Raw genomic sequence first — 22,974 nt, 5'->3', positions numbered from 1 at the left:
CTGGACCTACCTGACTCGCGCCGCGTCCGGATCCGCCCGGACGACGATGGTCGAATTCAGGACCTTGTCGCCAATCGTGAGTTTCACGCGATAGGTGCCTGGGCCGGCGGTTGCCGCGGCTCCGCCGCCGCCTCGGCCACCACCCTGTGGCATCGGTGGAGGCGCATCCGGGTCAGCTGCCGCAGCGCCGGCGCCGCGGCCACCTCCGCCTCCTGCGCGCGCGGCGCCAGCCTGTGCGGGGTCACCGGCCGCGCCGGCAGCACCTCGCCCGGCGCCACGGCCTCCCCCGCCGCCGCGCCCACCACCGCCACCCGGTGCGGCAAAACTCAGCGGCCAGAAGTACCGATTGATGCCTACGGTCACAGGAATGTCGGCGGTGAACGTGCGCGTGCCGTCGTTGCTCGTGATCTCGATCTTCGCCGGGCCTGCCGGAGCCTTGCCGACGAAAAACGATACGGTGGCGGAGTTCGCCAGTTCGCTCGGTGAGTTGGCTGGCGCACGCTGCGCAATCGTCAGAGGGTTGCGGCCCTGAAACAGCAGGTGGCCTCGCGTCGCGCCACGACTGATCGCCTTCCACACGGTGGCCACGCGGTTGCTGAACGCGTGCGCGTCGGCAGCCAGCACGGCCGGCGTCAACTGCTGCAGCGGCGTGATGTCATCGAGAATCCAGAGGCTGCGCCCGTGCGTCGCGGCCACCAGGTCGTTGTCGCGTGGATGAATGACCAGGTCATGCACGGCTACGGTAGGCATGCCCGTCATCATCTTGTGCCACTCGGCGCCGCCGTTGACCGAGGCGTACACGCCAAACTCCGTTCCCACAAAGAGCAGCGCCGGATTCTTCAGGTCTTCCTTCACGACGTAGACCGGATCGCGCTGCGGAAGATTCGACGAGATGGATGTCCACGTGGCGCCGTAGTCGGTGGTCTTGAACACGTAGGGCTTGAAGTTGCTGGTGCGATGGCCGTCAAACGAGACATAAGCCGTGCCGGCGTCAAAGTGCGACGGCTCGACACGGCTGACCCACGTGCGCGCGGGCACCTGGCTGACCGGAATGTTGTTGCGCACGTTCGTCCATGTGGCGCCGCCGTCGCGCGTCACCTGCACGTTGCCGTCATCGGTGCCCGCCCAGATGACGCCGGGGCGCAGCGATGACTCCACCACCGAGATGAGCGTGGCATGGGTCTCGGCGCCACCGCGCTCGCCCATGAACCCCGCCGGCGCCGGTGTCGTGTAGTCGGGGTCGTTCGTGGAGAGGTCGGGACTGATGATGCTCCAGCTCTCTCCGCGGTCGGTGCTGCGCATCAACCGATTGCTGCCGAGGTAGACGATCTTGGAGTCGTGCGGCGAGAGCGTGAGCGGCGAACTCCAGTTGTACCGGAATGTCGGCGCCTTGCCTTCGACCGCGGTCACCTCGTCGAAGTTGAGAATGGTCTGCTGCCGCGGGGATACGCTGCTGCCCGTCTGGCGGAAGTCCGCATCCAGCCGGCGCACACTGCCGTTCTGGGTCTCGGTGTAAACAGTCGTCCAGTCGTCGGGATCCACCGTCGTGTGGAAGCCGTCGCCCGAGTGGAACTTGAACCAATGTTCGCCCAGGATGCCGTTGTAGTCGCGGCTGTTGGTGGTGCCGCCCCAGTTGCCGCTGTCCTGCAGTCCGCCATAGACGTGATACGGGTCACGGTTATCCACCGTGATGGCGTAGAACTGGCCGATGTCCATGTTGTCGAACATGATGAACGTGCGGCCGCCGTCATAGGTCACCGACGCACCCTTGTCGTTGCCGATGTAGAAGCGATCGCTGTTGGCCGGATCGATCCACATCGCGTGGAAGTCACCCTCGATGCCCGGCAGATTGCGCGAGAATGTGCGCCCGCCATCTTCGGATACCTGCGCCGGCACCACGAGGTAATACAAACGGTTCGGGAAGTTCGGATCGAGCTGCACGTGGCTGTAGTAAAACGGCCGGTCGTTGCTGGTGTTGACGTAGGTCCACGTGAGGCCGGCATCCTCAGACCGATAGATGCCCGAGCCGGGCACCTTCAAATCGCGCGTGACAGCCGCCTCCACGATCGCCGAGAGGATCTTCGGATTCTTGCGGTGAATGGTGATGGTCACCTTGCCGGTGTTGCCCGACGGCAACCCCGTCGTCAACTCCGTCCACGTATCGCCACCGTTGGTGGACTTGAAGATGCCGCCGTTCGGGCCGCCGCTCTCGAAGATGAACGGACGCCGGATGCGTTCCCACATCCCGGCGTACAGGATGTTCGGGTTGGTCGGATCCATCTGGATGTCGGATGCACCGGTCTTCCCATCCGTCGGCAGCCCGTTCGCCAGCCGCCGCCATGTCTTGCCGCCGTCAATGGTCTTGTAGATGCCCCGATCCGGGTTGTGCTCCCACAGATGCCCCTGCGCCGCCACGTATGCAATGTCCGGGTTGGTCGGATGCGTCAGCACACGGCCGATGTGATGTGACTCGGGCAAGCCGACGTTCACAAATGTCTTGCCGGCGTCGGTGGACTTGTAGACGCCGTCGCCCCAGGCCACGCTGTTGCGCACGCAATCTTCACCGGTGCCCACCCAGATGATGTTGGGATCCTTTTGGTAGATGGCGATGTCGCCAATCGAGGCCACCGGATAATTCGTAAAAATCGGCTCCCACGTGGTGCCGGCATTCACCGACTTCCACACACCACCCGACGCCGACCCGACATACACGATGGCGGGATTGGCCTCCACCGCCTCGATGTCCGAGATGCGCCCAGCCATGTTGGCGGGCCCGATGTTGCGCCACCGCAGTTGGCCGAACAGTGAATCAGCTGTGAGCGCGGTCGGCGCCTGCGCAAACGGATTGGCGGCGACGCACACGATTCCGAACACGCCGAGGCCGGCGGCCAGCAGCACCTTGAATGTGAATGTTGAGCGGACCATGGACACTTCCCCCAGTGGAATAGTATGACTCACCGAAGGGCGTCCAACGGGCTGCGTTGCAGGACCCGCCGAACAGGAAGATACGTCGCGACGAGCGTCACTGCGACGAGCAGAGCGACGGCCGTCGCGAAGGTGGCGGCGTCGTCGGTCACCAACATTGTGCCCCACCGAGGGCCCCTGCGCCCCCGTTCGCCCCGAGCAGGTGATGTTGTGATAGTCGCCCCCAGGTGGCCTTCGGCGACGCTATACACCAAAGGCGCGGCGTGAGCCGCACGGCCCCACCCCCGCCACGCGCCTGTTGGGCCCCCCCTCCGCCGGCCTCCAGCCCCGCCCTCCTAGCGGCCCGCAGCCCGCAAGGGTGAACAGCCGCCCCGCCCCGCCCCCGCCCCCCGAGCACCCCCCACCCCCCCCCCCCCCCCCCCCCCCGGGCGCCGCCCCCCCCCCCCCCCCCCCCCCCCCCCCCCCCCCCCCCGATGACGGGAACACTATCACTAGCTCTTCCCGGCTCTTCCAGCCGTCAACCGGCCGACAACGATCGCGGCCATTGCCTTGACCCCGAACGGAATCGCCGCCTCATCCACGACAAAGTTCGGCGAGTGCGGCATCGCCGCAATCCCCTGTGACGCATTCCCCATGCCGAGGAAGAAGAAGACGCCGGGCACTTCGGCCTGGAAGGCTCCAAAGTCCTCGCTGAACCCGTCCGGCGGCGCACCTAAATCGGAGAACGCAGCCGCGCCGAACGTCGCCACCAGGTCCGCCCTGGCCGACGCAAACAACGTGTCGTGGTTGGTGACGCCTGGGGCGACCTGATTGGGGTGCATCATCAATCCAGGCTTCGATGACACGAGTCCCACGTCCATGGGCGCGGAGTGCAGACCGAAAATGGCCTCGGGCTTGCCTGCGCTGAACAGCCCGGCGTCGAGCATCGCGCGCGCGCCGGTCGCGCGTTCTTCGGCGGGCTGGAAAATGAACCATGACCCGGCCTGGAAGGTCAGCCTTCACGCTCGCAAGCGCCGAGGCGAGCCCGAGCCCGATCGTCACGTGCACATCGTGACCGCAGATATGGCGCACGCCTGGCACGAGCGAAGGGAACGCAACGGGATCTGGCGCCGTCGAGCGCACCGCATCCATGTCGGCGCGATACGCGACAAGAGGACCCGGTCGGCCGCCAGTGAGGATGCCGACGACCCCGTGGCCGCCGACACCGGTTCTGACGACGAGGCCCAGCTTCCGCAAGTGGTCGGCCACCACCTTCGCGGTACGCACCTCCTGCCCCGAAACTTCCGGGTTCTGGTGCAGGTCGCGCCGCACTGCAACCCATTCAGCGGTCGTCGCGTCCACGTGTGCGGCGATGCGTTCGGCCACTCCTCCGCGCTGCGCGTCAGCGGATGACGCGGGCAGACTCAGAACACAAAAAACACTCACCCACGCGGCTACCTTCGGCATGGCCGAAGCGTAGACCATTCCCGGTGTTCGAAGGCGGACCTACGATCCCTTCACCATGTAACAGAACTTCTTCACGTTCGACGGGGCCGGGAATTTCATGTGGCCGCCGTCCAGCACAACCGCCGCAGGCTGGCCAGGGCAACACTCGTACGTCACGATCATCTTGCCGCCCTGAATCTTCCACGTCCCCTTGGTGTTGTAGAGCGCCTCAAACGTGCCGTCGGCCTTGATCGAGAGCGTCCGCATGAGCAGCGCGCCGTTGCCGTCTGGGGCAGCCTTGGACTTGGGCTCATCAAGCTTCCACGTGCCCACCACCGACTGCGCCGTGAGCGCTCCGGCCGGGGCCGGCGCGGCGACCGGAGCCTTGGCAGGGGGTGGGGTCGCCGCTGCGGACCCGCGCGCTGCGGCCGGAGCTGCGCCTGGAGTAGCCGTCGGCAGCGGCGCACTCGCCACAATCTTCCTGGTTCCGCCGACGAAGTCCGTCATCATCAATTTGACGCCGGTCGCTCCTGTGGGCACCTGAAAAAACGCGACCCACGCTTGCGAACCACCAGGCGGCACCTGCACCGAACGCATGATCGACGTTTCGTCCGGCTGGAACGATGTGGCCGCCTTCGGCGTGATCTTCTTGCCATCGAGCTCGATCCAGAAACTGCCGGAGTCGAGGGAGCGGACCTGCGTATCGCCATTCGCGCTGCGGCCGCGAATGACGTACCACACGTTGCCTTCAATCGCGGGCTTCGGCAGCGGGTTCTTTCCGTACTTGGGATTCCCCCATGCGGAAGGGAGCGTGGCGATCGCCGTGGCCGCCTCCACGGTGTGCGTGACCTTGCCCGCCGTGACCACGATCTGCGCCGACGCGGGCGACGCCAGGAGCGAGACGACGATTGCCAGGACCAGAGTTGTAGATGTGCGCATGGTATCTCCTACGGCTTCAAGGCCAACGTCTTGCACGCGTCGTACATCGCGCGCGCCTGTGTTTCTGAGTACACGGGCCCCTTGGTGTCTTGACACACGAGCCCTCGCATCACGCCTTTGACGATGAAGAGGAGGTGGTATTCCGGCTTGCCTCCAAACGCGGACTCATAGACCATGCCGAGCGGCGGTTCGTCCAGGACGAAGCGCTTGAACACGTTCATCGTGTTGGACTGCACGTCCTGCTTGAAGCGTGACAACACGCCGATCCCCGCGCTGATTTCGACCTGAAATCCCGGCCCCGCTTTGACATCGATGGTCGACCCTGAGTTGACCTTCGCGGTGGCTCCGGCGGGGGCCATCAGGGTCAGCGTTCCGCTCTTTGTGGGAATGTCGAGCGGCTGCGGGGCGGCCACCTTCTGGGAATCGCCGGCGGGCGCGGCCTCGGCCGAGGCCGCGCCGGTGTCACCGCAGGCCACTATCAACGATGAGACCAGGACGCCTCCGGCACACAACGACGCAAGACGAACACGCGAGAAAAGTCTGGACATGGGTTTCTCCTGGCATGACTGGCGACGTCGGAGACCCAGATCGGACATGGATGTCCGATTGCAGCCTCGGGCGTCGCCAAGACCTTCAGTTGTCCCCAAACCAAGGAGCATCCATGCCTGACAAGCCTTCGTCGCCCCCAGTCCCCGCGCCCGCCGGCGAACTCTCACAGGCGGATCTCGACTCGGTGTCCGGAGGGATTTTCGACATCGTCGATCCGCGTTCGCCCGACTCCGTCGCGAAACCCAAGACCACGCGCCCCGGCAACAAGGCGGTCTTTGAACCCAACGACTCCAACACCTGGTAACCCGATGTCTCGAACCCTTCGATTTGCTGCCATTCCATTCCTGGTCGCGGTCCTGCTGCTGACGCCGGCCGAGCGGATCGTGGTGGCCGCGCCACAGAACGCGGCCCCGGCCACCGTGGACGCCATCCTGAAGGCGCAGAGCCTTTCCAACGCCTATAACCCGGTGCTCCTTGAGTACCTTCTTGCTGAAGGGCGGCCCAAACTTCGGGCGGCCCAGCACAAGCAGGCGGTTGACCAGTTGGTGGCACGCTTCAGGCAGGAAATGACCGTCACCGGCACCGAACAGGTCATGGCGAGCGCGGCCACGCTTGGCGGCGTCTTCTCATCAGGGGTGGTCGGCGAAGGCCTCGCCGACGGCGCGGCCTCGGTCTGGGCCGGCTGGGTGCAGGCAGCGCTGGTCATGACACGCGCCGGCTACAAGGCCGACACGATTCCCTTCTTCGAGCGTTGCATGGCCACGTTCCCCTACGAGGGGCTGCGCCGCGACTGCGCAGTCGGGCTGTTCCTGGCGGATTCCAACCGCGCGTTCACCTTCCTGCTGGGACAACTCGAACGGCGCGACACCGAGATGAACCAGCTCGCGCTGCGGCTGCTGGGGCTCCTGGCCGGGGACAAAGCCTGCCCGCCGGACAAACGCACCAAGGCCGTGGAGGCCATCATCGCGAAGACGGAAGGGATGATGAACACCAGTCTCTTCCCGGCGGCCATCGACGGCCTGATGCTCGCGCGGGATCGCCGCGCGATTGAGCCGCTGCAGAAACTGACCGGCGGCTTCGGCAAATCCACCGAAGTCAAGCGGCTCGCCAAGCGCGCGCTGCTGCTGACGTTCAAGGACACGTCAGTGCTGCCGGACCTTGAGAAGGAAGTCAAAGGCGGCATGACAAAGAGCGATGACGGCGTGATGTTCGCCGGCTCGCTGCTGATCGAAGGCGGCTACGACGCCGGATACGCCTGGGCCCGTGAGAAACTCGCCAAGAAGGCCGGCGGCGTCTCGAAACTCTTCAACAAGGAAGATCCGGACGCGCTCGCCGACATCGCCTGGGTGCTCATCGAGCGCGGTGGCGCCAAGTCCATCCCGGTATTGCAGGCCGCCGTTCCGGTGCGCAAGCCCGACGAATTCATCACCGCCTACATGGCGATTGGCCTGCTTCGCCTGGGAGACAAGAGCGCGATCGAGATCGTGCGCGCCAGCCTGACCAACAAGAAATGGCTGGCGACGCGCCTGCGCGCGGCCGAGGCGCTGGCCAAGGCCGGCGATCTCTCGGGCATCGCCGCCCTGGACGCCATGGTCCAGGACAAGAGCCTCGGATCAAAAGCGGCGGACCTTGCGCTCGGGCGTTTCCGTTCGGCGTCAGACGTCAAGTCCGCGGTCGCGTACTCACTCGCGATCATCGACAAGCCGGGGAGTGTGCCCGTTCTCGTCAACCTGCTGAACGACAACTCCGCTGATGTCCGCACCGCTGCGGCCTACTCGCTCGCGTCGATGAAAACGCCGACGGCGATCGAGGGGCTAAGCAAAGCCATCGGCCTCGACTACGGCAAATCGGCTGGCCGGGTCCGAGGCCCCGAAGTAGAGGCGCACGTGCTGCGTATCGCGCTTGCACGTTTTCCGCGAGACCCACGTACGACCGCCATGGCGCGACAGGCGACCAAGAGCGAGTGGCTGTCGGTCCGGTTCCTCGGGCTGGTAGCCACCGGAGGCTAAGGAGAGGAATCATGGATACGAATGACAAGAAGATCGAGACAAACGACAAAACACCGACACCTCTCGCCGACAGTGACTTGGATCACGTGGCCGGCGGAATCTCTTTCACCTTCGAAAAAATTTCGGTGAAAGCGACCGAGCCGTCACAGGGAGGTCGCAAGGTCCAACCGGGCGGGCTGATCCCGAACGACGACTAGAACGGCTTCGGAGAAAACGACCTCTGAGGTAATTACCTCAGAGGTCGTTTTCCGCATCACCGGACGACGACGTCGCCGAACGGCGCGGCGTGCTCGCGTCCGAACCGGGCGACAAACACGCGGCCGATGCGACATCGGGAGGGCGGATCGGACGTGCGACTCAACGACCGGAGAGCGCCGCCTTGGCGGCCGCGACGTCGTCTGGGTGCGCCATGGGCCAGGCGGAGAACGCAGGCAGGCCTGCTTCGATGAACGTGCGTCCCCTGGCCGGATCGCCGCCGGCCAGGAGGGCACGCCCGAGGGCCACGCGCGCCTCTTCAATTGCCGGGTGATTCTTCGGAAGCACGCGCTCGCGCATTGCGAGGGCGGCTTCGAGGTGGGTCACAGCTTTCGCGGACGTCCGGCGGTCCAGCGCGCTCAGGCCCGCGACCAGTGAGACGTCTGCCAGCAAAGGCAGACCCGCGGCGGGTGCACCGGGCTCAAGAATGCGTCGGGCCTGCTCCAGGGTGCGCGCCGCGTCGTCGTGACGACCGAGGCGCCGCAGCAACTGGGCGCGCTGCGGCAAGTACTGGGCGAGCGTCCTGTCGGGCGCAGCCGCCTGACGCAGTCGCGACTGCAGGTCCACCCATGTCTTTTCCGCTTCGGGAAAAAGACCCTGTATCTCCTGAGCCCGCGCGATGTTTCGCAGGTTGTTGATCGTCTGTTCGTGCGCCGGACCAAACTGCTGGAACCAACGCGTCTGGGCTTCGCGCAGGGCCGCCTCCCCTTCCGCGTACTGCCTCGTCTGAATCAGGGCGACGCCGAGATTGTTGTTGGCAAACGCCAGGGCCTTGGCGCCCCCGCCGAACCGCTCATAGTACGAGGCGATGAGCCGCCTGTACACGGGAATGGCCTCGGCGGGCGGGAGCGCCGCCGCCAGATTTTGCATGGACTGCAGGGTGTCGATATGAAGGGGGCCCTTGACCCGTTCGGCAAGATCGAGGGCCTCCTGGAAGATCAGGCGGGCGCGTTGCGGATCGAGGCGCTGCCGCAGCACGCGTCCGCCCAGCGCGCCGAGGCTTCCGGCCAGGGCCCCCTCGTGCGCCGGACCACCGGCGCGCAGGACGGCAACCGAACGCTCGGCAAGCGCGACGCCCTCCTCACTGGGCGTCGCATTCGCCAGCGTTTGCAGCGCCCGGCCCAGCACGTCTGGATCGGGTTGACCCGTGGCCTCCTGTTCGGCCACAAGCGGCAGCATCCACTTGCGCACGTCGGCTGGCCGGTCCATGAGTTGCAGGAGATTGGCGTAGTCGAGCAGCAACGACGCCCTGTCGGGATCGGTTCCAGGCCGCCCCTGACTGGCCGCGACAGCCCGCTCGAAGATGGGAAGCGCTTGCGCCAGTTCACTGCGGTCCACACGAATCGTGGCAATGGTCTGCCACAGCCGCGCCTGCACGTCGGGTTGCTCCGACAGTGCTTCCACCTGCGTCTCGCCGCGCTTGAGCAGGTCATCGACCGAGACCTGATCCATGGGGGCGCCTTCCCTGGGACCGGATCCGCCGAGCAGGCCAACGAGCAGGTCTGCGGTGGCGCGGGTCTTGGTGGCTTCCGCCGCCACCCGGTCGCGCTCAGTTCGCAACGCCGCGCTCTGCATGGTCGTGCCAATCGCCAGCACGATCAGCGCGAGCGCGGTGGTCAGCGCGGCCGCTGACGCCGCGCGATGGCGGCTGACGAATCGTTGTGCGCGATAGGACCACGCGTCGGGTCTGGCCGAAATGGGGCGCCGCTCGATCACGGCCTCGATATCGTCGGCCAGCAGGCCGGCGTTCTGATATCGGCGCTCGGGGTCGGCCTGGAGCGCCTTGGCCACAATGACTTCGAGGTCGCCGCGCAGGGCTCGCCTGAGACGGGCCGGCGTGGTGGCGCGCGCCGAGGCCACGGTCTCGGCGGTACCACGGTCGGCGAGCCCACGCGTCAGCCGCTGGGGTTCGCGAGTTGTGACGTTCGCCGCGATGGTCGCCACCGAGCGACCGGTCACGTCGAAGGGCAGGCTCCCGGCCAGCAGTTCGTAGAGCAAAACCCCCAGGGCCCACACGTCTGTGGCGGTGGTCGGCGGCTCACCGCGCAATTGTTCCGGGGCGGCTCGCTCGGGCGTCATCGGCGCGGCACCATGCCGCGTGACATCGAGGCCGTCGGCGTCTTCGTCGGCCGACAGTAACTTCGCCACGCCGAAGTCCAGCAACCGGACCAAGCCGTCTGTGCCGACGAGGATATTGGACGGCTTCAGGTCACGATGCACGACAAGGCGACCGTGCGCAAACTCCACCGCGCGGCACACGCTCACGAATACCTTCAGCCGGTCGCGCACCGGCATCTTGTCGGCATCCGCCTTGTGCGTGATCGGCGCGCCATCCACATACTGCAGGACGAGGTACGGCCGGCCATCGGCAAGCAATCCCCCGTCGAGAATGGGGACCACCGCCGGGTGATCGAGCCGTGCGAGGATTCGACGTTCGCGTTCGAAGCGCGCAATCGTCCCGCGGCCGTACATGCCGGCGCGAAGGATTTTCACCGCCACCTGATGCTCGTAGGCGCCGTCGGCCCGATCGGCCAGATAGACCTCGCCCATGCCGCCTCTGCCGATGGGCCGCACGATGCGATATGTCCCAATCAGCGTGCCTGGCGCCAACTCAGCCGCATCGCTGCGCTCAAAGAGTTCGCGTTCAAGGCTGAGCTCGCTGCCGGATTCGTGAGCGGCCACCATCTCTGCGAGTTCAGCTGCGAGTTGGGGCTCGCCCACCGTTCGGGTTGCGATCGCACGCGCACGTTCGTGCACCGGCAGTTCGACGATGTCGGCGAAGAGCGAGGCGAGCCGATCCCAGGCGTCCGGGTCCAGCTGCGTCATCGTCCGGGCAGCTCCGCCGTACTGAGGTCGCGGCCCACTTCCTTGCGCAGCCATGAGCGAGCCGCCTCCCAGTCGCGGTGAACGGTCTTGGTGGACAGGCCGTGTGCGGTGGCGATCTCATCCAGTGAGAGCCCGCCAAACAGCCGTTGCTCGAACACGCTGGCGGCCCGTGGGTTGGCGGCGGCCAGCCGAGTCAGCGCCTGATCGAGCGCCAGTGTTTCCTCCGTGGCCCTCGCCGACAGAAACGGTTCAACGTCTTCGATCGGGACCCTGGCGGCACCTGCACCCCGCTTCTGGCGGCCCCGGCCGCGCGCGTAGTCCACCAGAATCCGCCGCATGGTGTTGGAGGCCGCCGCAAAGAACTCGGAGCGATCAGACGCTGACACCAGCCGCTGGCTGGTCAGGCGCATATACGCTTCGTGCACAAGGGCCGTGGTGTCGAGGGTGTGCCCATCGCGCTCACCCCTCAGGCGCTGCCGGGCCAGACGGCGCAGGTCGTCGTCAAGAGTGAGACCACGCGTTCCAGCGCACCAGGATCTCCCGCCCGCAGGTCCGCCAGTCCGCGCGTGATGGAGCCCGCTTCCATGGCCCGGGCATCCTACCACGCGGCTTTGCAGACGCCGGAGGCGGGGAAAGCAGGCATGTCTGTACCGGGAACCCGATGTCGCCAATACAAACATGTACACGACAACCTTCGACGAATTGGCCGCCCTGGCGTTGTGGGGCACCACGGCTGATCACCATGCGGGCGCTCCGCCGACCGACCTTGGGGCCCGAGCCGAACAGCTCATGCAGGCCATTCAGGACACGCTTCCGGGTGCCGACTCCCTCGAACGCGCCCGCCTCCGTCACCGGATGGGCTATCTCGCGCTCCTGACCGGCGCAGCGCGCACGAAGAGCATTGAGGCGTTCACCATGTCGCGTGACGGCGCAGTCAAAGCCGGTGACCGCGCGCTCGAAGGTCTGGCGCTCTGCGGACTCGCCGTGGCCTTCGACCATGTCGGCGAGCGGCACAAGTCGCTGGCCTCGGCTGAGGCGGCAGAACACATTGCGCACGAGCTTGGTGACCAGCACCTGCTGGCGGCCGCTCTTGGATGCCGGGCGCACTACCTGAAGGAGACCGGCGAGAACGAACGCGCACGCGCCGTCTACCGGGAAATCAAAGCCATCGGCGAGGCCATTGACGACACCCGATGGGTGATGGCGGCTCTTATCGGTCTCGGGCGAACGCTGCCCATGAGCGAAGCTCCGGAGGCCGTGGCCAGCTACGAAAAGGCACTCGAGCTTGCCACGGCGTCTGGATCACCAGCGCGAGTGGCGATCATCTACAACAACCTGGCGGACTGGGCCTTGTATCGCGGCGAGATCGACGAAGCCATCGCCCTGCGTCAAACGTGCCTCGACATGGCGGTCCACCTGGGATTGAGGTCCATCGCGGGACGGGCCATCGTGGGCCTCGCCAAGACGCATTCGTTCCGGGGCGACCTGGCCACGGCGAAGGTGCTGCTCGACCGTGGCTTTCCGGCCGTGGTCAGTGCCGCCGACATTGAAGGCGACCTGCACTGCTCGCTGAACCTCGCCTACCTCCACTTGCAGCAAGGCGATATCGCCCGCGCGACGGAGTTGTATCGTCACACGCTCGAGCGAGCGCTCCAGGCGCCCGACCACGCGTGCGCCGTCTTCGCACAGCGCGCCCTCGAGCTCGTCGCCGAGGGCCAGATTCCGCTGCCCGGCATCATGCCTGCGCAACCGGTGACCGACGAGCTGCTGACCGACCTTCAACTCGAGGCGGTGGCCGGCGGCGCGGGAATGAGGAATCTCAGGGACCTCAAACTGACCTATCCGACGGCCGATCTGGCCTGGCACGTCGGACTGTGACGCGGCGTTCGAACCGCGGTGTTCGTTGTCACCGGGCTCGGGGTAAGATGTCGCCCGGTCCGCTTCCCGGACGATCGGAGGAAATTGTTATGAAAATGCATCGCGCCGGCCTCGTGGCCATTGCCCTGACCTTGGTATTCGCCTCGATGGGAGCCGCGACCTGGGCCCAGAATGCCAACCAGACGGCCACCGAGTTCTACCTGGCGTATCGGGTGGCGTTCGACAAGGCCAAGTCCGTGGCCGACATCAGGCCGTGGCACTCAAAAGCCGTGCAGGCCAAGATGGACGCGACGTCGAAGGAAGACGCCGTCATGATGTTCGAAATGGTCAAGATGATGGCCGCGGTGACCAACCTCAAGGTCACCAAGGAGACCAAGACGGCCGCCGGCGTCACCTTGTCGGTCGAAGCGCTCGACTCGGACAAGAAAAAGACCACGGGTCAGGTCTTCCTGATCCGCGAGGGCAACGCCTGGAAGCTCGAACGCGAGAGCTGGTCGTCGTAGGGACCTTCAGCGAAAGCGGTAGTTGAAGCCCACGGTCGCCAGAGACTTGTCCTGTTTGAAGTCGGACGTCGTGAGGTTGATGCTCCTCGCGATCTGGATCTGAAGCTTGAACTTCTCTCCACCAAGGCGAAGGGTCACGGCGGGCTCAATGAGCGTGCTCGTCTTGTGATCGGTCAGGTAGGTCACCTGGTTTACACCGCCAAAAATCAGGTTGCCCTGAATGTTGCTGTACCGCAGGCTGGAAATCCGCGCGGAACCTGACAACGAGAAGCGCTGGCGGTGCAGACTCAGGCCCGGCTGCACACCGAAGCGGACGATGTCGGCTTTGATTATGCCGGTGGTGTTCGGACTGGCGGTCAGCGTGGAGGGAAAGTCGTTCTCCATCTTGCCGAATCCACCGAGCACATACATGTCGAACAACACGTTGGGCGAGACGTTGCGGTAATACCCCAGGCCGGCTTCAAAGAGGCTGCCCTTGCCGCCATCGCCATTGTCTTCCTCGCGAGGCCGCACGATGCCCGCATTCACCTGGAACGCCACGGCGTTGCTGACGCCATACGCGGCCTGAAATTCCCCCTGGTTTCCGTTCGCGGCGACGGTGACGTTGGCCTGCCCTTTGGCCGAAATCATCGGCACGTTCTGCGTATTGGGCACGTAGTACTTCGGACTGCACGCCACCGATAGCAACAGCATCAACGCGCCGGCGCCCTTTGTGATCTTCATAACATCTCCCTTGTCACCTGCCACCCGAAACAGGGTGCGGCGGATTCTACTCGTGTCCGACAACCGGCGCCCTCAGCGCCGGCCGATCAGTTGATGCAGTCGATCCAGGGTCTCCTGGGTCGGCGACGGTTCGGATTCGCCAAGAATAGCGCGGATCCAGTGGCCGTCCGTGGGATTCGGGAACAGGATAAAACGCCGCCCGAACTCGGACGTGTCCGCGGTCAGCCGCTGGCGTCGGCTCTGGGCGTCGGTGACGTAGTAGGACCGCCGAAAGTCGTTCAGGTTGTCGCCCAGGAAAACCACGACGTCGTGGGACTGCGCCACCTGGCGCTGACGCGGTTCCTTGTCCGAGCTGTCGGTGATGACGGTCAGATGTTCGGCATCCGCAAACGGCAGGCCGGCGGCCTTCATGTTGCCGAGCGCCAGCTCCATCGTCTTCGGCCCCTGATCGCGGTTCGTGATGTAGAACACCTCGACGCCAGAATCACGGCAGAAGTTCAGGAAGTCCAACGCGCCTGGACTGGCGCGCACCTTGTTTTTTGCCACCCACAGGTCCCAGCGGGCGTCTTCAAACAACTGCGCGTCGGCCTCGAGCACTTCGCGCCAGTAGTCGCGCGTGTCCAGCACCGTGTCATCAAGATCCGAGATGACCGCCAGGGATCGGCGCCCGTCTCTGAGCGCACGGTCCACGTGCATCCTTGCGACATTAAAGCCCTGCAGATACAGAGCCTCGTACTCAGCGGACGTTTCCTTCCAGGCCACCGCCACGGCGAGCGCATTGCTCGCGCGCGGCGCCTCCGCCCCTTTACCGCAGCCAACCGCGCCGATCGCGGCAAGGGTCAGCGCGATGACTGCCTTATTTGCGGCGCTCACCGATCGCCCACAGGAACGACGCGGTGCGCATGAAGATCTGCCCTTCAGAGATCGCCACCGTGCTGAGGCAGTACGGCGAACAGTCGTCGGCCAGGCGATTGGACGCAAGCACTTCGAACTTGGGACCGGCGCGATAGACCGTCGTGATCCCTTCCTCTTCGGTGGTCACATAGATCTTGCCGTCCGCCAGAATCGGCGATGCGCTGTAGGTGCCTGATGGCAGCCGTTCGGGCCCGTACACCACCGCGCCCGTCTTCGCATCGAGTGCGAAGGCCACTCCCCGGTCGCGCACGACATAGAGGAGTTTTCCGTCGCTGACGGGCGTAGGCACATCCGGGCCCTGCGCAAAAGTCCACGCCACGTGCGAGCCGGCCACGTCCCCGTTGCCGCCAGGCCTGATGGCCACCATCGGATTCTCTCGTGTCGGCGCGATCACGAGATCGCCGACCACGGTGGGTGACGCCACGATGCGGTAGTTACGGCCACGCTGTGGATTCAGGACGTCGGCCCGCCAGTATTCAGCACCCGTCGCAGGATTGTGGCCCGACACCACGTCGCCGCCGGTGATGATTACCTCCGGGCGGCCGCTGATCTCGGCCCACGCCGGCGTGGTGTAGGAGTCCGGCGATTCTGACACGGCCTCGGTCAGCCGCTCCACACGCCAGATGGTCTTGCCCGTGGCTGCGTCAATCTTCAACAGGTACGACGGGTCATCCGTTTTCATCCCATGCAGCACCTGCACGTACAGCGCGTTGTCCTTGAGCAGCGGCGACGACGCGTAGCCCCAGTTCAGCCCGAAGCGGCCGTAGTCGGTCTGCACGTTGCGCGACCAGATTTCCTTGCCGGCGAAGTCAAAGGCTTGCAGCGTGCCCACGCCCGTCATCACCCACACATGGCGGCCATCAGTCACCGGCGAGGGTGACGACATGTTCTGCTTACGCTCCATGTGGTTTGAGTCGGCAAGCGGACGCTTCCAGGACACTGTCTGCTTGCGCCGATCAACGGCCCACAACTCGAGTGCGCCATTGTTGGCGCCCGTGGCCACGTTGAGAAAGATCGTATCGCCCCAGATGATCGGGGTGGAGCCGCTGTAGGCGGGCAGCGGCAACTTCCACGAAACGTTTTCTGTCTTGAGGTTCGCACACGCAAACGGTGTCAGCGGTCTACCTTCTCGACCACCGCCACGTCCTTGCGGGGCCGCGGGTGCCGCGGCAACCGCACCAGTTGCCGCGTCGGCCACGCACGTGGCCCCCCACGTCACGGGCAGCCCGGTTTCTGTGCTGACGCCGTTGTGGGAGGGGCCGCGCCAATGTGGCCAGTTGTCGGCGAACATCACGGTACCGGCCGCGACGGTGAGCAACGAGGTCAGGCTAAGCACTGCGCGCATACAAATCTCCCCTTCATCCCTGTCTTGCCAGACAGCGGTGACACGACCATCACTGGTTCAAGGTGCGTAGGGGGATTCTAGCATCAGGCTCGCGCGAGCCGGGTTACTTGACGACGTTCAGGGTCACGTCGAGTTTGATGACTTCCCCGCTGGTTTTGTCGGTGGCCACCGCAAACTGAACGGTCTGGCCGTCGCGGAGGATGGGCGAGTTGATCGCCTTGAAGTTCTGGAAGCCAGGGCCGATCTGGGCCACCCCGGAAGTGGGCATCCGGAACACCTGTGAGTCCTCGACGGCGATGGACAGCCGGTAGAGGCCGTCGGCCAACGCCGCGGCAGCGCTGCAGGTGATGTTTGTTCCGACGGGTCGATAGTTGTAGGACTGCGAGGGTACGCCGTCCTTGGTGTACGTGGATGGAACCGGGACTTCGCTTCCCATCTGAAGAATGGCTTGGCCGCCGCCGGTGTTGAGCCACAGCACAAACGGAAGGCTCGCGGTCTTCTTTTCTCCCTCGAAACGTGAAATCGTCACCGTCACCTTCAGAGGTACGGTGGCCGCGGCGGGCGCCGCCGCCTCAGCTCCGCCGCCCCGCCCCTGCTGCGCGCGCACCGGACTGCCGGCACCGAGCACCAATCCGGTCATCACTACCACCGCGCCCAGATTCCTCGTCATCGCACTCATTTCGTCTCCCTTGCCGCATCCACGCGGCGAATAGCCGGAGTCGCCCCAGCGCGGCCACCGACAGTCCCAAGATCACCCACAACAATCGGCGCTACCACGATCGGCGCCACCACGATCGGCTCCACCACGATCGGCTCCACAGCAATCGGCTTCGTCATCCCATCGGCAGACGTGGACACGGCTTCCACCTGCACGAGAGACACGTTCTTCCCATCGAAGTCGGCCCACAGCGCGCGCAGCAAAGCCGGCTGATTCGTCATGACCACCAGCGCGGGTTCGGCCGGCGTTGTCTCTGGTCGCACCGAGACCAATCGTGCGGCAGCCCTCGAAGCAGGAGCCGCTGACGCCACGCGTTCGGCCGTGGCGGGCTCCGCTGCCCGCTGAATATCAGCTGCCGGGATCACAGGCGCTACCATGGCCGTCGTCGCAACCTCAGTCACCGGCGCTGCCGGCCGCCACATCACGACCGTCGCCAGCGCCACCGTCGCCGCAGCCGCAAGGCCCCACCACCTCTGCCGCGTGCGGGCTCGTGACCGCGCCACTCGCGCGCGCACACCCTCAGCGAATGAAGCCGGTGGCGTCACCTCCAGAGCTGCGGTCAGCTCGGCCAATTCGTCATCGTGGTTGGTCATGTCAGCATCTCCTTCAACAACTTCTTGGCGTCGAACACGCGAGACTTTACGGTGCCTTCAGGCGCGCCAGTCAGCACCGCCACTTCCTTCATCGAGTGTTCTTGAATTGACGCAAGCACCACCGTCAGACGCAGGACTTCCGGAAGCCGGTCGATCGCCTCCCACAGCCGCCGCGCGCGTTCAGCGGCAATGACCTGCTGCTCGCTCGAGGGCGCGGCGTTCGAGTCGTTCCACTCCACCGGCACCTGTTCACGCGCCACGCGCCGGAGGTGGCCGCGCCGATGGTCCAGCGCCAGCCGCCAGGTCATGCGCACCAGCCATGCCCGGAAGGCCTCGCGGTCACGCAACTGGGAAAACCCCCGATGGGCCCGGGCAAACGCGTCCTGGGCCACATCCTCCGCATCCTGGTGATGCCGCAGGACGCTGAACGCCACGCGGAATGCCAGCGTGGACGAATCCTTGAGCCGGGCCTCGAACTCCTGATCGATATCGATGTGGCGCACCTCGGTGGTCACGAATCGTGGCACGGCTTGGGCGGCTTCACGCATGTTCCTGAGGGGCAAGACGCCGCCGGCCCGATGCCGGTTGGACAGGCCTCGCGCCCCGCCAGGTGGCTGAACCTGTGCTGTTTGAAACATCGCAGGCCATGTTCCGGCGAGTACGGTCAGCGTTGGCCATGCACAACCAGCCCGCAAAAGACGATGTGATCGTCGCGCACAAGGCTGGCCGAAAGGCTGCGCCCTGGGCCCTTCGAACCACGTCCGGCCGAGACCAGCTCCTGTTCGTTACCCGCGACGGCGCAGTGGCCCATGCACTGGCATTCGCGCGGTTTGCCCAGGTGGCCGCGTGGTTTGAGGACACCGATTCGGGCATGGTGCTGCTCATCAGCTGCCGGGCTGCGCGATTTCCCGCGACCGTGCCGGTCGGCCCCGGCCTCGTCACCCGTGAACAGGTCAAAGATCGCGTCACCCGAGTGGCACCGAACCTGCAACACTAGTCTGAATGCATCGTCGAGACCTTTTGCGCCTGATGGGGCTGGCATCGTTTGCGCCGGCCCTGCGACCCCTTTCCCGCTTCCAGACCAACACGCCGGACGTGGAGATCGAGCTGACCGCCGCACCTGGCGAAGTCTCGATCCAGCCAGGAGCACCAACGCGCGTGTGGAAGTTCACGGGCCGGGTACTCCGCGGTCCGGCGACCACGCTTGAAACTATTCCGGGCTCGTACCTCGGCCCCGTGATCCGGCTTCGCAAGGGCCAGCGGGTTCGCATCAGGTTCCACAACCGCCTGCTCGAGCCATCCATCGTCCACTGGCATGGACTCGACGTGCCCGATGTGGCCGACGGGCATCCGCGGCTGGCGGTGGAGGGCGGGCGCGATTACGTGTACGACTTCGAGGTCATCAATCGGGCCGGCATGCACTGGTATCACCCGCACCCGCACATGCGCACCGGCGCCCAGGTTTACCAGGGCCTGGCCGGACTGTTGCTGGTGTCGGACGCCGAGGAAGACGCGCTGGGACTGCCGGCGGGTAACGGCGAGCTGCTGTGTGTGCTGCAGGACCGGCGCATCGACAAACAAAACCAGTTTGAATACGCCGCAGGCGGCATGGGCATGGCGGCGATGATGCAGACCATGAACGGCTGGATCGGCGACACGGTTCTGGTCAACGGGCGATCGCGGCCCGCGACAGATGTGGACCGCCGGACGTGCCGCGTCCGCATCCTCAACGGGTCCAATGCGCGCATCTACAAGCTGGCGTGGAGCGACGGAACACCGCTCACGATCATCGGTGGTGATGGCGGCCTGTTGGAGCGGGCCCGCACGGCACAGGCACTAACACTGGCGCCCGGCCAACGCGCCGACATGCTGCTTGACCTCTCGGGCCACGCCGCAGGTTCCACTGTGGAACTGCGCAGCCTCGCCTACCCCGCTGAAGCTGTCGGCCGGGCTGGGATGATGGCCGAAACGTCGCCGCTGCCGCAGGGCGCGGCAATCACGCTCATGACGCTGAAGGTGTCGGGTACCGTTGGCACGCGCGTGCGGTTGCCTGAGCGTCTTTCGGCGCCGGTGCCACTCTGGGCGGTCAGGACGGACGCGCCGGTTCGGCGTGTGGCTCTGCAGTTTCGCCAGATGAACTGGCTGATGAACGGCCGCACGTTCGAGATGGACACGGTGGCCGCCGACGAGACCGTGGCGGCCGGTGCCACGCAGGTGTGGGAACTGGTCAACGAGACCAACCCGATGGGGATGGCGATGGCCCATCCCATCCATATTCATGGGCGGCAGTTCCGCATCCTGTCACGGTCTGGCGCCGAGACCAATCCGCTGAATGAAGGCTTCAGTGATGGCGCGCCCACGGACACGGTGCTGGTGCTGCCGGGGCAGACCGTGCGGCTGCAGGTGACGTTCTCGCAGTTGCCCGGGCTCTACCTGTATCACTGCCACATCCTCGAACACGAGGACATGGGCATGATGCGCAACTTCCGCATCACCGGGCGCGCGTAATCTCGACCACGTCGATCCGCGTCCCGTCGGCCGCGCGCCTCGACGCCGCGACGCGTACGCGCCGCCATCCGTCGGCCAGCCGCAGCACGGGATCACCACTGACTCCCAGGAGCACGACGACACCGCGATCACCCGCGGTGAAGGCATATGCGACGGTCAGACGAGACGTCTTACCCGAGGCCACCGGCGATGTGGGCGTACCGGCGTCGTGAAACGTCAGCGCCGACTTGCCGGTCACCGCGTCAATAGCGCGATGCCCCGCGACGTAGGCCTCAGCACACCGTTGCTGCACCGGGCCCGGGAGCTCGGCCATCAGTCCAGCCTGCGAATGGTGGACGCCCCCCAGTTGGAAGGCGCGGTCAAGCACGCCCAGCGCGAAGAAGGCTGTGGGGTCATTCCAGCGTTGCCGGCCAGTCTCGCTTCCAGGAAGCTCATCCGCCCCGATGGGCTCGTTGTTGATCACGGGCACACCGTGTGTCTCGGCGATCTGAAAGAGCGAGCGCACGCGCGACACCTGTTCCCACATTTTGCCGCCGCGATCGAGATGGGCGGTGATGTACGAGCCTCCCCTCGTCGGATGTGATGCGCCCGAGGGCGCGTCGGAGTCGGCCGCCCCGACGGCCCACACCAGCCGGCGCGGTGTGGCGATGGCTTCTCCCCACGATCGAAGGCGGTCTGGCGTGAGCTCTTTCGACTGCGTCGCGTTGCCTACTTCATTTGCCAGTTCCAGCACCACGCCACGGCGCCCGGCCAGTGTGTCTGCAATCGCCTGCACGTGCGCCCGAGCGTCGTATCCGGTCGTGGTGTCCGTCAAGGCGGTGACTTCCACCATCAGTCCGCGCGCCGCCGCGCGATCAAGCAGTGCCGGGAGTCCCGCCCGCGCCTGGTCCGGCGTCTGTGGCGCCCACGTCAGCGCGCCCGTAAACACGCGCACGCCGTTGAAACCGGTACGAGCGGCCCAATCAAGAAACGTCGTCTGTTGTGCGGGCGTACGCGAGAGCAGCGTCAGGCCCGACACCCACCTCGGGATGTAGCGCGCTCCAGCCTCGCCGACGAACTGCCGGCCCTCAACGCGCAGTTGGGGCACCGGCTGGTGCGCGCCGGCCACCAGGGCCGCCGACAGCACGACGCACAAGGCCGCAGCAAGTTGGCGCATACTCGATTGTCGCGCTCCTTTGCGGCACCCCGTGTCACCTTTTGCGCAGTCGTGACCACTTGTTGGGTGATGACTACCATGACCACTTCCAATCACCCGGCCTCCACGTCGTCTGACGACCGACTCTGGCTGGCCGCCCGTTCCGGCAACCGCGACGCCTTCGGCCTCATCGTCACGCGCTATCAGTCGCTGGTGTGTTCAGTGGCGTATTCCGGCCTGGGCAACATTGCGGCGTCACAGGACCTGGCGCAAGAGACGTTTGTCACCGCGTGGCGGCAGATGGATGACTTGCGGGAGCCCGCCAAGCTGCGCGGCTGGTTGTGCGGCATCGCGCGCACGCTGGTCGCGAACGTTCGCCGCAAGGAAACACGGCGCGGAGGTGTGCCGGCATCGCTCGATGCGATTGCCGAACCCGCCACCGCCGCTGACGACCCGCTGGCACAGGCCGTCAGTCGGGAAGAAGAAGTGTTGCTGTGGCGCGCGATCGGCGCGCTGCCCGAGTCCTATCGCGAGCCCATCGTCCTGTTCTACCGTGAAGAACAGTCCGTGGCCGACGTCGCAGCGTTGCTGAACCTGAGCCAGGAGACCGTCAAGCAGCGGCTTTCGCGAGGCCGGGCGATGCTGCGTGGTGAGGTGGCGTCGCTCGTCGAGTCCGCGCTCTCTCGCACGCGCCCGAGCGGTGCATTCACCGCAGGCGTACTCGCGGCCATCACGGTGGTCGCACCCACGGCCAGCGCCGCCGCAACGGCGGGAGCATCGGCTGCGGCGGCCGGTGCCGCGTCCTCCACCAAAGGCGCGCTCGGCCTTGGCGGCGGCGCGGTCGTCGTTGGGCCGGCGGCCGGGCTGGCCACAGCCTGGCTCGCGTCAAAGCTTCTGCGCCTGACCGCACGGTCGACCGCCGAGCAGCGCGTCATCGGCCGGCAGTTCAAGCAAGGCGTCACGTTCGCGCTCGTCATGGTCGTCGGCCTGCTTGCCGGGATCTTCGCCAGCCTGAAGTACTTTCCGGATTCGCCGTGGGTGCTGATCACCCTCACGTGCGCGTGGACCGGCATCCTGCTGGTTCGGCTCGGACTTGTGAACGACAACCTTCAGCGCGAGATCGATCGCGTTCGTGTGGAAACCGGGACGACCGATGCCGAGTATGCCCCGCATCTCGCAAGCCGAGGCGTTTCGGCCGGCCCGCAGCGCTATTCCTCCTCGTGGCAATTGTTCGGCCTTCCGCTGTTCGCGTATGCGACCGGTGGCCTTGATGTCGGTTCGTACCGGACACGCGGTGCGCGCGGATGGATTGCGATTGGTGACCTGGCGTTCAGCCCACTCCTGGCGATCGGGGGAATGGCTGTTGCTCCCATTGCGATCGGCGGCGTCACGGTTGGAGTGCTCAGTCTCAGCATCGCGGGCGTGGCGTTCGGAATGCTGGCGTTCGGCAGCGTCGCGGCCGGCTGGTGGGCCATCGGTGCGGTCGCAGTTGGATGGAAGGCAGCCGCCGGTGCCGCAGCCGTGGCGCGCGACTATGCGGTGGGCAGCATGGCTCGCGCCGCTGAGGCCAACACCATCGTCGCGGTTGAGTGGTTCAGGTCTCAGTGGTTCACGCCGGTCGCCGCGATCTTCGGCGCGATGGTCCCGTGGCTCATCCTGCTGGCGATTGTTGTACCGCTCGGCCTGATCGCCAGGCGCGCGTGGGCGCTGCGCCGGTCGAGTTAACGA

General features: G+C 65.8%; 22 protein-coding genes. 9 read left to right on the top strand and 13 right to left on the bottom strand.

The window, feature by feature from the left end; all coding sequences use genetic code 11:
- Positions 1-6: 6 nt before the first annotated feature.
- Positions 7-2,925 (bottom strand): hypothetical protein, encoded by a 2,919-nt coding sequence (locus IPL75_06380; GenBank protein MBK9239882.1) that lies wholly within the window; start codon positions 2,923-2,925, stop codon positions 7-9.
- 491 nt (positions 2,926-3,416) lie between these two features.
- Entirely contained in the window at positions 3,417-3,920 is a 504-nt protein-coding gene (locus IPL75_06375) for a M20/M25/M40 family metallo-hydrolase (protein ID MBK9239881.1), read from the bottom strand.
- Here IPL75_06375 and IPL75_06370 point away from each other — a divergent pair.
- The gene (locus IPL75_06370; GenBank protein ID MBK9239880.1) at positions 3,892-4,317 is read left to right on the top strand and encodes a hypothetical protein; all 426 of its coding nucleotides are present in this window, start codon (positions 3,892-3,894) and stop codon (positions 4,315-4,317) included. The two genes, IPL75_06375 and IPL75_06370, sit on opposite strands and share 29 nt — an antisense overlap.
- Positions 4,318-4,410: 93 nt before the next feature.
- On the opposite strand, the gene IPL75_06365 is transcribed toward IPL75_06370, so the two are convergent.
- Positions 4,411-5,289: a hypothetical protein gene (locus tag IPL75_06365; protein ID MBK9239879.1), complete on the bottom strand. Its 879-nt coding sequence runs from the start codon at positions 5,287-5,289 to the stop codon at positions 4,411-4,413.
- Between the two features lie 8 nt (positions 5,290-5,297).
- A complete protein-coding gene (locus IPL75_06360; GenBank protein MBK9239878.1) occupies positions 5,298-5,837 on the bottom strand; it encodes a hypothetical protein in 540 nt (179 codons plus the stop codon).
- A gap of 113 nt (positions 5,838-5,950) precedes the next feature.
- Here IPL75_06360 and IPL75_06355 point away from each other — a divergent pair, with 113 nt between their 5' ends.
- Genes IPL75_06355 through IPL75_06345 form a run of 3 tightly spaced genes read left to right on the top strand, consistent with a single transcriptional unit; the run spans position 5,951 to position 8,044 of the window.
- Positions 5,951-6,142 carry a hypothetical protein gene (locus tag IPL75_06355; GenBank protein MBK9239877.1) on the top strand — a complete coding sequence of 64 codons (192 nt, stop codon included), beginning with the start codon at positions 5,951-5,953 and terminating at the stop codon, positions 6,140-6,142.
- A 4-nt stretch (positions 6,143-6,146) separates the two neighbouring features.
- On the top strand, positions 6,147-7,847 hold the full coding sequence (locus tag IPL75_06350) for a HEAT repeat domain-containing protein (protein MBK9239876.1): 1,701 nt from the start codon (positions 6,147-6,149) through the stop codon (positions 7,845-7,847).
- Between the two features lie 11 nt (positions 7,848-7,858).
- Complete coding sequence (locus IPL75_06345) at positions 7,859-8,044, top strand: hypothetical protein (GenBank protein ID MBK9239875.1); 186 nt, start codon at positions 7,859-7,861, stop codon at positions 8,042-8,044.
- Between the two features lie 160 nt (positions 8,045-8,204).
- On the opposite strand, the gene IPL75_06340 is transcribed toward IPL75_06345, so the two are convergent.
- Positions 8,205-10,928, bottom strand: coding sequence for a protein kinase (locus IPL75_06340; GenBank protein MBK9239874.1), 2,724 nt, complete (start codon positions 10,926-10,928; stop codon positions 8,205-8,207).
- Positions 10,925-11,533: a sigma-70 family RNA polymerase sigma factor gene (locus IPL75_06335; protein MBK9239873.1), complete on the bottom strand. Its 609-nt coding sequence runs from the start codon at positions 11,531-11,533 to the stop codon at positions 10,925-10,927. Before IPL75_06335 ends, IPL75_06340 begins: the two co-directional genes overlap by 4 nt.
- Positions 11,534-11,606: 73 nt before the next feature.
- Between IPL75_06335 and IPL75_06330 the strand changes: the two genes are divergently transcribed.
- Both IPL75_06330 and IPL75_06325 read left to right on the top strand, forming a co-directional pair.
- Positions 11,607-12,806, top strand: coding sequence for a hypothetical protein (locus tag IPL75_06330; protein ID MBK9239872.1), 1,200 nt, complete (start codon positions 11,607-11,609; stop codon positions 12,804-12,806).
- 89 nt (positions 12,807-12,895) lie between these two features.
- On the top strand, positions 12,896-13,309 hold the full coding sequence (locus IPL75_06325; GenBank protein ID MBK9239871.1) for a hypothetical protein: 414 nt from the start codon (positions 12,896-12,898) through the stop codon (positions 13,307-13,309).
- A 6-nt stretch (positions 13,310-13,315) separates the two neighbouring features.
- Here the strand turns inward: IPL75_06325 and IPL75_06320 are convergent, their stop codons facing one another.
- From IPL75_06320 to IPL75_06295, 6 genes are all read right to left on the bottom strand, one after another.
- Complete coding sequence (locus tag IPL75_06320; GenBank protein MBK9239870.1) at positions 13,316-14,032, bottom strand: hypothetical protein; 717 nt, start codon at positions 14,030-14,032, stop codon at positions 13,316-13,318.
- 72 nt (positions 14,033-14,104) lie between these two features.
- Positions 14,105-14,905 carry an acid phosphatase gene (locus IPL75_06315; protein MBK9239869.1) on the bottom strand — a complete coding sequence of 267 codons (801 nt, stop codon included), beginning with the start codon at positions 14,903-14,905 and terminating at the stop codon, positions 14,105-14,107.
- Positions 14,889-16,292, bottom strand: a complete 1,404-nt coding sequence (locus IPL75_06310) for a PQQ-binding-like beta-propeller repeat protein (GenBank protein ID MBK9239868.1) — start codon at positions 16,290-16,292, stop codon at positions 14,889-14,891. The genes IPL75_06315 and IPL75_06310 overlap by 17 nt, the downstream gene beginning before the upstream one ends.
- Positions 16,293-16,395: 103 nt before the next feature.
- On the bottom strand, positions 16,396-16,962 hold the full coding sequence (locus IPL75_06305) for a hypothetical protein (GenBank protein MBK9239867.1): 567 nt from the start codon (positions 16,960-16,962) through the stop codon (positions 16,396-16,398).
- 5 nt (positions 16,963-16,967) lie between these two features.
- Positions 16,968-17,603, bottom strand: coding sequence for a hypothetical protein (locus IPL75_06300; protein ID MBK9239866.1), 636 nt, complete (start codon positions 17,601-17,603; stop codon positions 16,968-16,970).
- Positions 17,600-18,241: an RNA polymerase sigma factor gene (locus tag IPL75_06295; GenBank protein ID MBK9239865.1), complete on the bottom strand. Its 642-nt coding sequence runs from the start codon at positions 18,239-18,241 to the stop codon at positions 17,600-17,602. Before IPL75_06295 ends, IPL75_06300 begins: the two co-directional genes overlap by 4 nt.
- A gap of 8 nt (positions 18,242-18,249) precedes the next feature.
- On the opposite strand from IPL75_06295, the gene IPL75_06290 reads away from it, so the two are divergent.
- Together IPL75_06290 and IPL75_06285 are read left to right on the top strand one after the other, a co-directional pair.
- Positions 18,250-18,600: a hypothetical protein gene (locus tag IPL75_06290; protein ID MBK9239864.1), complete on the top strand. Its 351-nt coding sequence runs from the start codon at positions 18,250-18,252 to the stop codon at positions 18,598-18,600.
- A 5-nt stretch (positions 18,601-18,605) separates the two neighbouring features.
- Positions 18,606-20,111 carry a multicopper oxidase domain-containing protein gene (locus IPL75_06285; protein ID MBK9239863.1) on the top strand — a complete coding sequence of 502 codons (1,506 nt, stop codon included), beginning with the start codon at positions 18,606-18,608 and terminating at the stop codon, positions 20,109-20,111.
- Here IPL75_06285 and IPL75_06280 read toward each other — a convergent pair.
- Positions 20,095-21,267 carry a hypothetical protein gene (locus tag IPL75_06280; GenBank protein MBK9239862.1) on the bottom strand — a complete coding sequence of 391 codons (1,173 nt, stop codon included), beginning with the start codon at positions 21,265-21,267 and terminating at the stop codon, positions 20,095-20,097. The genes IPL75_06285 and IPL75_06280 overlap by 17 nt on opposite strands.
- A gap of 78 nt (positions 21,268-21,345) precedes the next feature.
- On the opposite strand from IPL75_06280, the gene IPL75_06275 reads away from it, so the two are divergent.
- Positions 21,346-22,971, top strand: coding sequence for a sigma-70 family RNA polymerase sigma factor (locus IPL75_06275; protein MBK9239861.1), 1,626 nt, complete (start codon positions 21,346-21,348; stop codon positions 22,969-22,971).
- Positions 22,972-22,974 lie beyond the last annotated feature (3 nt).

The organism is Acidobacteriota bacterium (assembly GCA_016716905.1).
Classification (GTDB): domain Bacteria; phylum Acidobacteriota; class Vicinamibacteria; order Vicinamibacterales; family SCN-69-37; genus SYFT01.
Note: the sequence above shows the minus strand (reverse complement) of the source record. Positions and strands in the feature narration are given on the sequence as shown.

Bases quoted from the DNA above. Each gene is read 5' to 3' on its own strand.
- IPL75_06380 (MBK9239882.1), bottom strand. From the start codon at position 2,925: ATGGTCCGCTCAACATTCACATTCAAGGTGCTGCTGGCCGCCGGCCTC.
- IPL75_06370 (MBK9239880.1), top strand. From the start codon at position 3,892: ATGAACCATGACCCGGCCTGGAAGGTCAGCCTTCACGCTCGCAAGCGC.
- IPL75_06365 (MBK9239879.1), bottom strand. From the start codon at position 5,289: ATGCGCACATCTACAACTCTGGTCCTGGCAATCGTCGTCTCGCTCCTG.
- IPL75_06360 (MBK9239878.1), bottom strand. From the start codon at position 5,837: ATGTCCAGACTTTTCTCGCGTGTTCGTCTTGCGTCGTTGTGTGCCGGA.
- IPL75_06355 (MBK9239877.1), top strand. From the start codon at position 5,951: ATGCCTGACAAGCCTTCGTCGCCCCCAGTCCCCGCGCCCGCCGGCGAA.
- IPL75_06350 (MBK9239876.1), top strand. From the start codon at position 6,147: ATGTCTCGAACCCTTCGATTTGCTGCCATTCCATTCCTGGTCGCGGTC.
- IPL75_06345 (MBK9239875.1), top strand. From the start codon at position 7,859: ATGGATACGAATGACAAGAAGATCGAGACAAACGACAAAACACCGACA.
- IPL75_06340 (MBK9239874.1), bottom strand. From the start codon at position 10,928: ATGACGCAGCTGGACCCGGACGCCTGGGATCGGCTCGCCTCGCTCTTC.
- IPL75_06330 (MBK9239872.1), top strand. From the start codon at position 11,607: ATGTACACGACAACCTTCGACGAATTGGCCGCCCTGGCGTTGTGGGGC.
- IPL75_06325 (MBK9239871.1), top strand. From the start codon at position 12,896: ATGAAAATGCATCGCGCCGGCCTCGTGGCCATTGCCCTGACCTTGGTA.
- IPL75_06320 (MBK9239870.1), bottom strand. From the start codon at position 14,032: ATGAAGATCACAAAGGGCGCCGGCGCGTTGATGCTGTTGCTATCGGTG.
- IPL75_06310 (MBK9239868.1), bottom strand. From the start codon at position 16,292: ATGCGCGCAGTGCTTAGCCTGACCTCGTTGCTCACCGTCGCGGCCGGT.
- IPL75_06305 (MBK9239867.1), bottom strand. From the start codon at position 16,962: ATGACGAGGAATCTGGGCGCGGTGGTAGTGATGACCGGATTGGTGCTC.
- IPL75_06300 (MBK9239866.1), bottom strand. From the start codon at position 17,603: ATGACCAACCACGATGACGAATTGGCCGAGCTGACCGCAGCTCTGGAG.
- IPL75_06295 (MBK9239865.1), bottom strand. From the start codon at position 18,241: ATGTTTCAAACAGCACAGGTTCAGCCACCTGGCGGGGCGCGAGGCCTG.
- IPL75_06290 (MBK9239864.1), top strand. From the start codon at position 18,250: ATGTTCCGGCGAGTACGGTCAGCGTTGGCCATGCACAACCAGCCCGCA.
- IPL75_06285 (MBK9239863.1), top strand. From the start codon at position 18,606: ATGCATCGTCGAGACCTTTTGCGCCTGATGGGGCTGGCATCGTTTGCG.
- IPL75_06280 (MBK9239862.1), bottom strand. From the start codon at position 21,267: ATGCGCCAACTTGCTGCGGCCTTGTGCGTCGTGCTGTCGGCGGCCCTG.
- IPL75_06275 (MBK9239861.1), top strand. From the start codon at position 21,346: ATGACCACTTCCAATCACCCGGCCTCCACGTCGTCTGACGACCGACTC.